The 12,017-nt window shown below is 43.4% G+C and carries 13 protein-coding genes; 8 read left to right on the top strand and 5 right to left on the bottom strand.

Features of this window, described 5'->3' with window-relative positions; all coding sequences use genetic code 11:
- Positions 1-50 precede the first annotated feature (50 nt).
- Complete coding sequence (locus QUA56_RS01665) at positions 51-269, bottom strand: hypothetical protein (RefSeq protein WP_333352311.1); 219 nt, start codon at positions 267-269, stop codon at positions 51-53.
- A gap of 39 nt (positions 270-308) precedes the next feature.
- Between QUA56_RS01665 and QUA56_RS01660 the strand changes: the two genes are divergently transcribed.
- The 3 genes from QUA56_RS01660 (at position 309) to QUA56_RS01650 (ending at position 1,991) form a co-directional block, all read left to right on the top strand.
- A complete protein-coding gene (locus QUA56_RS01660; protein WP_333352309.1) occupies positions 309-470 on the top strand; it encodes a hypothetical protein in 162 nt (53 codons plus the stop codon).
- A 210-nt stretch (positions 471-680) separates the two neighbouring features.
- Entirely contained in the window at positions 681-878 is a 198-nt protein-coding gene (locus QUA56_RS01655) for a hypothetical protein (protein ID WP_333352305.1), read from the top strand.
- A gap of 912 nt (positions 879-1,790) precedes the next feature.
- A complete protein-coding gene (locus QUA56_RS01650) occupies positions 1,791-1,991 on the top strand; it encodes a hypothetical protein (protein ID WP_333352302.1) in 201 nt (66 codons plus the stop codon).
- A 148-nt stretch (positions 1,992-2,139) separates the two neighbouring features.
- Here the strand turns inward: QUA56_RS01650 and QUA56_RS01645 are convergent, their stop codons facing one another.
- Positions 2,140-2,889: a pentapeptide repeat-containing protein gene (locus QUA56_RS01645; RefSeq protein WP_333352299.1), complete on the bottom strand. Its 750-nt coding sequence runs from the start codon at positions 2,887-2,889 to the stop codon at positions 2,140-2,142.
- Between the two features lie 54 nt (positions 2,890-2,943).
- Between QUA56_RS01645 and QUA56_RS01640 the strand changes: the two genes are divergently transcribed.
- On the top strand, positions 2,944-3,456 hold the full coding sequence (locus QUA56_RS01640) for a phosphoribosyltransferase domain-containing protein (RefSeq protein ID WP_333352296.1): 513 nt from the start codon (positions 2,944-2,946) through the stop codon (positions 3,454-3,456).
- Between the two features lie 179 nt (positions 3,457-3,635).
- On the opposite strand, the gene QUA56_RS01635 is transcribed toward QUA56_RS01640, so the two are convergent.
- Together QUA56_RS01635 and dxr are read right to left on the bottom strand one after the other, a co-directional pair.
- Positions 3,636-4,310, bottom strand: coding sequence for a Uma2 family endonuclease (locus QUA56_RS01635; RefSeq protein ID WP_333352293.1), 675 nt, complete (start codon positions 4,308-4,310; stop codon positions 3,636-3,638).
- Positions 4,311-4,808: 498 nt separating this feature from the next.
- Positions 4,809-5,999, bottom strand: a complete 1,191-nt coding sequence (gene dxr, locus QUA56_RS01630) for a 1-deoxy-D-xylulose-5-phosphate reductoisomerase (protein ID WP_333352290.1) — start codon at positions 5,997-5,999, stop codon at positions 4,809-4,811.
- Positions 6,000-6,126: 127 nt separating this feature from the next.
- On the opposite strand from dxr, the gene QUA56_RS01625 reads away from it, so the two are divergent.
- From QUA56_RS01625 to QUA56_RS01615, 3 genes are all read left to right on the top strand, one after another.
- Positions 6,127-7,710: a DUF2079 domain-containing protein gene (locus QUA56_RS01625; RefSeq protein WP_333352667.1), complete on the top strand. Its 1,584-nt coding sequence runs from the start codon at positions 6,127-6,129 to the stop codon at positions 7,708-7,710.
- Between the two features lie 8 nt (positions 7,711-7,718).
- Complete coding sequence (locus tag QUA56_RS01620; RefSeq protein ID WP_333352287.1) at positions 7,719-9,269, top strand: DUF2079 domain-containing protein; 1,551 nt, start codon at positions 7,719-7,721, stop codon at positions 9,267-9,269.
- A gap of 63 nt (positions 9,270-9,332) precedes the next feature.
- The gene (locus tag QUA56_RS01615) at positions 9,333-10,826 is read left to right on the top strand and encodes a DUF2079 domain-containing protein (RefSeq protein WP_445242865.1); all 1,494 of its coding nucleotides are present in this window, start codon (positions 9,333-9,335) and stop codon (positions 10,824-10,826) included.
- A gap of 162 nt (positions 10,827-10,988) precedes the next feature.
- On the opposite strand, the gene QUA56_RS01610 is transcribed toward QUA56_RS01615, so the two are convergent.
- Positions 10,989-11,318, bottom strand: coding sequence for a hypothetical protein (locus tag QUA56_RS01610; RefSeq protein ID WP_333352283.1), 330 nt, complete (start codon positions 11,316-11,318; stop codon positions 10,989-10,991).
- Between the two features lie 300 nt (positions 11,319-11,618).
- Between QUA56_RS01610 and QUA56_RS01605 the strand changes: the two genes are divergently transcribed.
- Positions 11,619-11,981, top strand: a complete 363-nt coding sequence (locus QUA56_RS01605; RefSeq protein ID WP_333352280.1) for a ferredoxin-thioredoxin reductase catalytic domain-containing protein — start codon at positions 11,619-11,621, stop codon at positions 11,979-11,981.
- The last annotated feature ends 36 nt before the right edge of the window (positions 11,982-12,017 follow it).

The following is a 12,017-nucleotide window of genomic DNA, read 5'->3' as shown; positions in this document are numbered from 1 at the left end:
GATAACAGACTGTGACAGACTGTGTTTGAGTCAGTTATTTCCACAATTTATTATAATTTTTGCTCGCTTTGAGCTGCTTGTACAGCGGACTTTTTGCTGGTAATTTGCAAAAGGGATAGGGGCAGAACAACAGGCCAAAACAGAGGGCCAAGCACTAAGGCTATCCAAGATATCAAGTCTTTTTTAGATGTCGCCTTATCGTTCCAAAAACTTTTAAACCAAACAAGAAAAACGATTAAGGCAATTGAAAAGTAGCTAATAATTATCATTGTTTTACCTGCCTGCCTACAGATGGGATAGAAGTATTTATGATTATTGTATCTCAGGGTGCGGCTCGCCGATCGCCACTTTCCACCCTCGGCTGCAAGTGTCTAGAACCCAAAGTTGCACAGATATCCGAGTCCACAGCCTGCGATGTCGCTCGGACGCAGACCCGCTGTGCAGCGGCGCTCAAAGTTTTGCGCTCGTAACTTTTCGAGGTTTCGTCAAATTTTGAGGCTACCGTCGCAATCACAGCAAATGCGAGGGAGATATCTCATTTTTTGTGATTTAACTCACGTAAAATAGCAGACTTCGGTCACAAGTCGAGCCAAGAACGATCGTACAGCTTAGCCGACTGCAATCACCCTACTCTGTTCTCAAATGCTCGATATTAGAATAGTCGAGTTCAACGAGATTTCATGCAAGTTGTGACTTTAAAATCCGATCGCGCGATCGCTGAACTGTTCTATCAAGTCACCCATTCAGGCAATCTGACTCGCACTCAAAGCAACGGACTGCGCGCACTCTGCAAAATCCCTCTCAGCGAAGATGACCGAGATGCAGTCAACCGCCTGCTTCACGCCATCCGCCGCAGATGGGTCAGGATTTCCGATTAGTCCCCTCAGACAGGAAGTTGAGATCGGTATTTCTACTTTACTTTCCTGTAAAGCTCCGCCAGCAATCAGATTTCCGTGAGTGTGTCGCTGCATTAACTCTCTCAAAAAAAAATGTGCTGCGATCGATAACGATCGAACCCGGTTTCTTGAAGAAGCCGGGATTTTTGATTTGAAGCAGTCAATCGATTTTAGATTTTAGATTTTAGATTTTAGATTTTAGATTTTAGAATTGAAGCATTGACCCAGCCCAAAAACGGATACCGTGCCACGTACTTAAGTCGTGGAAAGATCAAAATTTTAGACCAAGGTTCAAGCTCCCAGATTGCATCTGTGGGGTAAATCTAAAATCTAAAATCTCAAATCTCAAATCGACTGACCCCACGGATCGAGTCGGGGGCTCCTTTATCGGATACAGGTTTTTTATTTCTGGACGGATGAATCACGTGGCGGGTATCCTGGATGCTTGATTGTCAGCAGTCAGGTGTCGGTAACCAGCAGTCAGCAGTCATTAAGTAGATACACGGAAAAACCCCCAAACCCATACATTCGGTAAATACCACCAAAGGCGGATGTCTCAACAGCGTAAAAGTTTTAGGTTTAATTAAGTCGATCGATTTAGTTAGCAGTCATTAATTAGCCGTCATCAGGAATCTATTAATAGATTAAATATTAATTTTTTTTGTCACAGTATCTTAACAAAAAGTATAGATTGCGGAGTAGCCAAAAGCGAGGAAGCGGGACTGGGTTGGTGTTTCGAGTTGCAGGGCGATCGAGGAAAAAATCCGATCCCCAAGTTCGGCTGACACAAATCACTAATCAAGACCGAATCGATCACATTTACTACCGTATTTGAATCACATAAATATTGAGGAAATCAGTTAATACTGTCAAAAGTGAGTTAAAAAAAAACACATGATGACCCAAACGTTTTTACCTCAATTTACTGTTGCAGAGCTAGTCTTTCAGGTATATCACTCCGGTCTGCTGACTCCCGCTCACAGACAACAGCTCAAAAAAGCGCTGTTAAATGACTGTCTGACCGAAGAAGATCAAACAGCCATCAACCGCTTGCTCCACGCCGTTCGCCGGGGCTGGCTGAAAGTTGTAGATTAAACTGCGGTTCCAAATTTTTTCCCGCTACTGTTTAAATGCACTGTCACATGAAGGCAGAATTAAATTCCCTTAAAAAATCATCAATTTTGCTAAATGTAGGGTGCGCTACAATCATCCTGCATTTTTAGCTTCTTTTTTGCCAGGTTATTTACTCAGAGATTTTGCCGTCAGGCATCATCGCCTCTCTCAAATTCGCTTCATTCAAATTTGTACCGCGCAAAGAAGCTTGATGCAAGTTTGCTCCCCGGAGATTTGCTCCCTTGAGAGAAACTCCGCTCAAATCTGCTAGATGGAGATTTGCACAGCTCAAGTTAGCTCCGCTCAAATCGGCTCCCTTCAAATCCGCTTTTTCGAGATTTGCTTCGGTCAAATTTGCCCAACTCAGATTTGCTTGAGTTAGGTTAGCATCGCTGAGGTCAGCTTGTGTTAAGTTGGCGTCGGTTAAATTTGCTTTGCTGAGGTTGATTCCGCAAAGTTTTACTTCTGTCAAGTTTGCACCTTGCAAGTTAGCGTTAACTGCATAAACTTGAATCAAAATTGCCCGCTGAAGGTTTGCATCTCTCATGTCTGCACCCCTGAGACTCGCCCCGGTTAAATCGGCCGCAGTGAGCAGGACACTCCGCAAGATGGCTCCGCTCAAGTTCGCTCCCACCGCCTCGCATTCGCCAAAATTAGCGGACATGAGGTTGGCTTGGGAGAGGTTGGCTTGGCTGATATCTGCTTGATACAGATTGGCTCTGTAGAGGGTGAGACCGATCGAATTTGCACCTTTTAAATTAGCGTGACTCAGGTCAATATCCCGCAAATTGATCCTTGACATATGGGCACCGCTCAGGTCTGCTTTATGAAAAACCCGTTCTCCCGCTGCATACCGTCTGAGAAGTTCATCTGCATCCATGTCATTTTCCCCAAAATATTTAATAATATCTTTGATATTTCAATAATATTAGGAATGAGCGACCTTTACGTTTCTTGGCCTGAGTACCATCGGAAAATTGAGGATTTGGCTGTAAAAATTGATGAATCTAAGTGGAAATTCGATCGAATTGTCTGTCTGGCGAGGGGAGGGCTGCGGGTTGGGGATACTCTGTCGCGGATTTTCGACAAACCTCTGGCGATTTTAGCTGCCTCGTCCTATGGTGGGGGCGAGGGAAAAGTCCGGGGTGCGATCGAGTTTGCCCCCGATTTGACAATGGTGGGCGATAATTTGGGCAGCCACATTCTCCTGGTTGACGATTTGGTGGATTCGGGAATTAGTTTGCAGCAAGGTATCGCTTGGCTGAAGAACCGCTACGGCGAGGATATTCAGGAAATTCGGACTGCTGTACTCTGGTACAAGGCTTGTTCTGTTGCAAAGCCGGATTATTATGTAGATTATTTGGCTGACAATCCTTGGATTCACCAACCTTTTGAAATGTACGAAAAGATGAGTGCTGCTGATTTTGCGGCGAAAGTCAAAAATTAGTAAAACCAGCCCCTAGAGCGTGTTTTCTTGCCTCTTCTGTAGGTTGGGTTAAGCGTAGCGAACCCTCCGTTTCACTTCGCCCAACAAATCTACGAAAAATGTTGGGCGGAGTGAAACGGAGGGTTCGTTCCTCAACCCAACCTACAGAAGAGGCAATTCTGGGGAGAGAAAACCTGCCCCTAGGAGTCTTTGATTTGTAGTTGCTCTTTAGCCCAAGCTCGAAATGCTCTGATTGTCGGGCTTGGGCCTTGGGTGTTGGCGCGATCGACATATTCGGGAATTACATCAATAATGGGAAAGTCAGGGAAATTTTGGCTAGTATCGGACTCAGTATATTTTCCCTCTTGAAGCAGATAGATTTTCAGGGTTCGCCCGTCATATCTCCAAAGTTCCGGCACTTTCAAAGCTTGATAGCTGTTTAAAGCGGTTTGTGAAGAGTTGTCAATCTCGATCGCTAAATCGGGTGGCGGGTCTACTGTTAAATCTAGCCGATCTTTGCCTCTGACAGCAGCTTCATTTTGAATGTAGAAACAGTCATCAGGTTCTAGGCCGATCAGCATTTCTTTACTTTTGAACGTAGTGGAACCTAAAACTTCACAATCAATATTAAGCTCTTCCAGCATTAACTTAACGAAGTCGCCAATCAATGACTTAGCTTTTTCATGTTTGGGTAGTGGCATTCTGATTTCCAGTGTTTCTTTGTAATAAGTAAGTCGAATTGCGTAACCTTCTCCTAACTCGTCTAGGATAGATTCGTACATTTCCCAGCTAACGTTTTGTAACTGCACTTTATTGCCGGGGGGGACAATTAGTTGATTCAGTTCAAATACTATTGATTTGGTTTCAGTTTGCATAGGTTGCTTCTAGGAATGGGACTTATAGCTCTATTTTATCAAGGGATTGAAGAATGAGATGGCAAAACTTTGATTTGGTTTTAACTGATATTTTGCACTTTTTGGCATAGTCCGCCAGGAGTTAAAAACCCCTGTCTCATAGCTAAAGTCCTCTGAAAGAGGACTGGATATTGATCCAGGTTGGGCAGTCGGTTTCAACTGAGATATTGTAGTATTGTCAGGAACAGGCAAGATGCCTGTTACACAAGAAATTCATTCTTTGTGGAACGGGCATCTTGCCCGTTCATAAAAGCCTTATTGAAAATGGTGCAATATCTCAGTTACAACCAAATTTAGCTATAGCAATCCTCGCATCAGTCGCAAAATCGAGCGAGACCAGAATCCTTGCAGTGCGAGCCAGAAAGCTCGCGTATAATGCAAGCAAATCATTTAGGATTGCTATATGAGACGGGGAATTCCCCGGCGGGCTTGTGGGTAAGTGCAAGTCTGCTGATACAATTAGCGAACCGAAAGAATGCGATCGCCCAATTCCACACTCTCTGCCAAAACTTCCTGTCTCGCCCACCGATCCGCCGCCAAAATATCATCTAAAGCCGGACTTTTACAGTTATCAGCTTGATGTTTGTCGCACGCCTTCTCAATCAACTTCGGAATATCCAAAAACTGAATTTTCTCCTCCAAAAATAGCGCTACAGCCTGTTCGTTTGCCGCATTCAGCACCGCAGGCATCGAACCGCCCGCACGTCCAGCCGCATAAGCCAACTGCATACAAGGATACTTTTCGTGGTCGGGTTCTCGGAAAGTCAAATCCCCAGCTTTTACCAAATCCAGCCGTTCCCAATCTGTATGAATTCGCTCCGGCCAAGACAAAGCGTAAAGCAGCGGCAATCGCATATCCGGCCAGCCCAATTGCGCCAAGACAGACGTATCTTGCAGCTCAATTAACGAGTGAATTATGCTCTGGGGATGGATGACAATATCAATGTCGTCATAATCCATCCCGAACAAGTAATGAGCCTCAATTACTTCTAATCCTTTATTCATCAAAGTAGCAGAATCAATTGTGATTTTCTGCCCCATCGACCAATTCGGATGTTTCAAAGCATCGGCTACTGTTACTCCTGCTAATTTGTCGATCGGCAAATCTCGAAAAGAACCCCCCGAAGCTGTGAGAATAATTCGCCGCAACCCGCCAACCCGAACACCTTGGAGGCACTGAAAAATAGCCGAATGTTCCGAGTCAGCAGGCAATATTTTAACGCCGTATTTTTCGATGAGGGGGTTGACAACGGGGCCCCCTGCGATTAATGTTTCTTTATTGGCTAAGGCGATATCTTTACCTGCTTTGATAGCCGCAATTGTTGGCAGCAAACCGGCACAGCCAACTATGCCGGTGACGACGGCTTGAGCGTCGCCGTATTTGGCAACTTCAACAACGCCTGACTCGCCAACAAGTAAAATAGGTTGAGGATCGATGTCTGCGATCGCCTCCTTCAATTCCTGTAATTGATCTTCGTCGCAAATCGCCACAATTTCCGGTCGAAACTGGCGAATTTGCTGGGCCAGCAACGTTACATTCCGTCCGGCGGTTAACCCGACAATCCGAAATTGATCGGGGTATTGAGCTACAATATCCAGAGTCTGAGTGCCGATGGAGCCTGTGGAGCCGAGAAGAGTTATTGCTTTCACAACTTTTTAATGTTTTGTGGATTATTCTAATATTACGATTGCGGGGATAAAAATTAGTGGTTAACTATTGCGTGGAAAGCACCTTCGATGGAATCATATTTTGAGTGACCACCTAGTGCCAGATTTCATGCAGAATAGGGAAAATTTTGCTGATTCCAGTGAGGACATCAGTGTCTCGATCGCGGAAAATATAGAGGAAAGCCGATCGCAGCTACCGTCGAGTTTGGTTTGGGCGATCGCTACTGCTGCGGCAATCTTCTTTTTGTTTAGCAGTTTACGGCACGGTTTATTCCAATCCACTGCTTTCGATTTGGGAATTTTTGACCAAGCAATTTACTTGATCGGCCAAAACCAAACGCCTTTTTCTTCTTTAATGGGGATTCATATTTTGGGCGATCATGCAGCGGTAATCTATTATCCGCTAGCTTTGCTGTACAAAATCTACCCGGATGTGCATTGGCTGCTGTTGGTACAAGCAGTTGCTTTATCCCTGGGGGCTTGGCCTAGCTGGAGTTTAGCGCGTTTGGCCGGTTTGAATCAAGAACAATCCCGTGCGATCGCATTGATTTATTTGCTTTATCCCGTGGTATTTAACATCAATTTATTTGATTTTCACCCGGAAGTAATCGCTTTACCCGCACTTTTGGCAGCAATTTTGGCGGCGCGTTTAAATAAAATTGTGTGGTTTTGTACCGCTATTTTGTTAGTTTTGAGTTGCAAAGCGGTTTTGTCCCTAACAGTTGCTGCTATGGGTTTCTGGCTGTTTTTTTGCGAGAAAAAGCAACGGTGCGGGGCGATCGCACTTTTGCTCGGTGCAGCTTGGTTTTTGATTGCTTCCCAGAAAATCATCCCCTTCTTTAGCGGCAGCGAAGTAGCTGGAGTCGGGCGCTACAGCTATTTAGGCAAATCCGTACTAGAAATTGCCATCAATCTCATCTTAAAACCACAGTTAGTATTAGGAAAAATCCTTTCCTTCGATACATTCAAATATTTATTTATCCTCACCTTACCTGTGATTTGGCTGCTGTTTCCATTCTCCCGCAAAATAGGGCTGCGATATTTAACAGCGCTAATTCCTGCCATCCCTACCCTGCTCATCAATATCCTCTCTGACTTGCCATTTCAACGCAGCTTAGCCTATCAGTATTCAGTGCCTGTAATTCCATTCTTATTTTTAGCCGTTATCGCCAAAGAAGAAACAAGGAACAGAGAAGAAATAAAAGGCAACAAAGAAGAATATCAAGCAAATCAGCAACTATTTTTAACACGAGTCAATCTGCCACAATTTAAAAACTTCCGAATTTCTCAACTCTGGCGCGGAATTCAATTGCCGAGACTCATGATAATTTGGTCGTTAATAATTTTCCTGTTTCTGGGTGAATATAAAGATTTTTATCTGTACTTAAATAGACTAGATACCTGGCAAGCTACACGCGAAGCAGTCGCACAAGTTCAACCCCAAAGCAGTATTTTAACAGACAATAGACTTGCGCCTCACTTTGCCCACCGCCCAATAGTAAAATTGCTTTCACAAATTTCGCCCCAAACAAATTTAGTTGAATTTCAATACATATTATTAAACCTGCGCCATCCGTGGCCAGATACTGAAAAAAATGGTTATACCTTAGCAAATCAACTAAAAAACTCTCCAGATTTTAAATTAACTTATCAAAAAAACGAAGTTCTGCTATTTAAACGCATCGCTGATTAACCCATAAAATGCTAACTTTAAAATCCCTCAAATCCCATCCAGTATTTTTAATGATTGTCGTGACAACGATAGTCTTATTTGCCGCCAGCAGCGCGCGGCACGCTTTGTTTCATTCAACTGCATTCGATTTAGCAATTTTTGACCAAGCAATTTATTTAATATCTCAAAATCAAACCCCATTTTCCTCTTTAATGGCAATCAACATTTTGGGCGATCACGCAGCCTTTATTTTCTACCCGCTAGCTTTACTTTACAAAATATATCCCGATGTTCATTGGCTTTTATTAGTGCAAGCTGTTGCCCTAGCGTTAGGTGCTTTGCCTAGTTGGAGTTTAGCGCGTCAAGCGGGATTAAACGAACCAAAAGCAATTGCAGTTGCAGCAGTCTATCTGATTTATCCCGCAGTATTTAATGTCAATCTTTTTGACTTCCACCCCGAAGTAATAGCTTTGCCCGCAATTTTAGCAGCCATTTTAGCAGCTAGACTCGATAAAATATTGTGGTTTTGTGCAGCCATTGTATTGATTTTAAGCTGCAAAGCTGTGCTATCTTTGACAGTTTTGATGATGGGATTCTGGCTGTTTTTATTTGACAAAAAGCGCAATTACGGACTCATTGCTATATTTCTCGGTGCCGCTTGGTTTTTGATAGCAACTCAAACCATTATACCCTACTTTAATCAGGGCAAGCAACACGCAGGTGTGGGGCGATATCATTATTTGGGCAACTCAGTTTTTGAAATTGCGATTAACTTAATTTTGAAACCTCATCTAGTAGGAAGCCGGATTTTTTCGGCAGATACTTTGGAATATTTGATTTTGTTATTTTTGCCTGCAATTTGGTGGCTTTCCCCGCGACATCTCGCGCCGTTAATTGGTGCTTTACCCATGCTAGTGATGAATATTCTGTCGGATATTGAGGCTCAACGAGATTTGATCCACCAGTATTCTGTGCCAATATTTCCATTTCTGTTAACTGCCGTAATTTCTACCCTAGCAGACAGACAAACCAGAGGCTTGAACTTTTGGAAAAACGCAACTAATTATCTCTGGAATCGTCGCGGCTGGATTCACAAAATTTGGCATCGCATTTCTCTTCAACATATCTGGAATCACCGCATTTGGCTGCACCGCGGTTCGAGATGGGGAAGATCGCTATTCGCCAATTCTTTATTGTCAAAGTTGTTGATTTTGTGGTCGATCTTAACCTTTTTAGTTTTGGCTAAGTACGGCTATTTTTGGACTGTTTATTTAGACTCGATGGATACTTGGCAAGCAACGCGACAGGCGATTAATCTCGTGCAAACTCAAGGCAATGTTTTAACAGATAATTCCCTAGCAACTCATCTCGCTCACCGTTCAACAATTAAATTGCTGCATCAAGTTGCCAACGGACAAAGTTTGAATGAATTTGAGTACATACTGCTAAATTTGCGCCATCCTTGGCACGATACGGCGGATACTGCTGCGAGTATAGGTGCTCAACTTAAAAAATCTCCTTTGTTTCAAATAAGTTATCAGCAAGATGATGTTTTTTTGTTTGAAAAAATCCGCAATTAGTATGATAATAAGTCATATAAAGTCCGGTGAATCAACCGCAATTTCTGTAGGGCTGGTTCACCAATGTCTTTCAAAAAAGCCCATCAATTTAGTAAACCCGCCCCGGCAAAGACTGTGAGCAATTTTAAACATCTAAAATATCATCCTGTAATTTGGTCGATCGCCCTCGTATCCCTAATATTTTTCCTTTGCAGCAGTATACGGCACGCTTTGTTTGAATCCAACGCTTTTGAACTAGGAATTTACGACCAAGTAGCGTATCTAATCAGTCAGGGACAAACGCCATTTTCCTCATTTCTAGAAATTCACCACATGGGAAATCATGCTGCTGGGGTGATGTATCCTGTGGCTTTGCTTTACAAAATATATCCCGACGTTCATTGGCTGTTGTTAGTGCAAGCTGTTTCCCTAGCTTTAGGTGCTTGGCCAGTTTGGAGTTTGGCGCGTCAAGCCGGATTAAATAATAGCATATCTCGGGCGATCGCCTGTATTTACCTCCTCTATCCATTAGTATTTAATGTCAATCTCTTCGACTTCCACCCAGAAGTAATTGCTTTACCAGCACTGCTAGCAGCAATCTTAGCCGCAAGACTCAATAAAACCTTGTGGTTTTGTGCTGCTATTGTATTAGTTTTGAGCTGCAAAGCCGTGCTATCTCTAACTGTGGCTGCGATGGGATTGTGGCTGTTGTGTTTTGACAAAAAACGCAATTGTGGGCTGATAGCTCTATTTCTCGGCGCGGGTTGGTTTTTGATAGCTACTCAGGCAGTTATACCGTATTTCAATCAGGGAAGAGAACACGCTGGAATCGCGCGCTATGGATATTTGGGTCATTCAGTTTTAGAAATTGCTGTTAATTTAATATTGAAACCTAATCTAGTTTTAGGGCGTTTGTTTTCTTTGGATACTTTTGAATATTTAGCGTTATTGGTATTGCCTGTAATTTGGTGGCTTTCGCCACGTCACTTGTCACCTTTAATTAGTGCTGTGCCGATGTTGGCGATGAATATTCTTTCCGATATCCCCGCTCAGCGAGATTTGATTCATCAATATTCTATTCCAATATTGCCATTTTTATTGGTTGCCGTAATTTCCAGTTTAGCAGCTAGTAATCAGGAAAAAGGAAAGACTATATTTGATACATTGCCAATTTCTAATTATCCATTGCCTAGAGTCATTGTAATTTGGTCGGTGATTGGTTTCTTAGCTTTAGCAAAATACGGCTATTTTTGGACTATTTATTTGGATTCGCTCGCCAGTTTGCCAGCTACCAGAGAGGCAATTTCTCTTGTGGAAACCAAAGGCAGTGTTTTAACAACTTCTCACATTGCTCCGCACTTAACGCACCGCCCTGTAGTAAAATTAACTCAGGCTCACGCGCCGCCGACAAATCTCGCAGAATTTGAGTATGTATTGCTGAATTTGCGCTATCCCGGCTGGATGAGCGATCGAGAATTTGTTAAAAACTTAGTAACTAAACTACAAAACACCCCTCAATTTCAACTCAAATATCAGCGAGACGACATATATCTATTTACCCAAAATCCTCACAAATAAATCAGGTTTTCCTCCTGCGCGCCCTTTGCGCCTTCGCGGTTCGTAAAACAAATCTCATTCAGTCCTGGACGCACGCTAACCAGGACTGTGTAAAAAACTTTTTCTATAACTGGCAAAGGGAAATGATTGCCTTTGCTACGAAACCTTGTAGGAGTAACAAAACTAAGAAAGTCCTGTTACGTACCAGCGATAAATTCGATCGCCCAAAAGCTGAAATTCTTTGCCGCCGATTCGCAAATCACCTTCCAATCCCGAAATAGTAAAGGCTTTTTCTGATTGTTCATCGTGCAGAAGTTGCGATAAATCCGGGTCAGTTTGGTGTACTTGACCTAAAAACCAAGCGTGCAAACCCATAGCATATTGCGCGTACAGATAGCTAGCAGCGCGGGGAGTCAATTCAAACACTAATCCGACTAACTCCGCCTCAGCGGGCCAAATCAGCCCAGAGAAAGGAGATTGTCGATCGCGGGTGCGGTTTGGGGAAGTTGCCATCAGATGCCGTGCCTATAGCCGTCACAGAAAGAGCGCCGTGCTATTTTATCCCGCCAAGGGGATGATTTTTGAGGGCGATCGATTGCCCAAATCTTTGGGCTGCTCCAAAAACCGGGTCTGCAGCCAGTTTCCCGCACCCTCCGGGATAGAGAAAAACCACTAAAAAAGCGACAACCTAAAACTAAATCTTTGTCAAGGTTTTTCTCCTTGTAAGTAAACAGAAATATACAAGTGTTTAAAATCACATTCTGCGCTACAATTATCAAAAGCTCGTAGCATCCTCAACTCCGATCCTAAACTATGAACACAACAGAAAAATCTAAACTCTCCAACGAAAAAACTTTGGAGGCGATGAAGAATTTCTCCGAAACCTACGCCAAGCGCACCGGAACTTACTTTTGTTCCGAGCCTTCCGTCACTGCTGTCGTGATAGAAGGACTAGCAAAACACAAGGATGAACTAGGCGCTCCCTTATGCCCTTGTCGCCATTACGAAGATAAAGAAGCCGAAGTAAAAGCCGCCTACTGGAACTGTCCCTGCATTCCCATGCGCGAGCGCAAAGAGTGTCACTGTATGTTATTTCTGACGCCAGATAACGATTTCGCTGGAACTAATCAGGAAATTGCAATGGATCAGATTAAAGCTGTCAGAGACACTATGTAATCGGTTAAGTAGGCGGTCGTGAAATGGCAGCAGTTT

The sequence above is a fragment of the Microcoleus sp. N3A4 genome, assembly GCF_036701805.1.
Taxonomy (GTDB): domain Bacteria; phylum Cyanobacteriota; class Cyanobacteriia; order Cyanobacteriales; family Microcoleaceae; genus Microcoleus.
The sequence above is the reverse complement of the archived record's forward strand: the minus strand, read 5'-3'. Positions and strand labels throughout refer to the sequence as shown.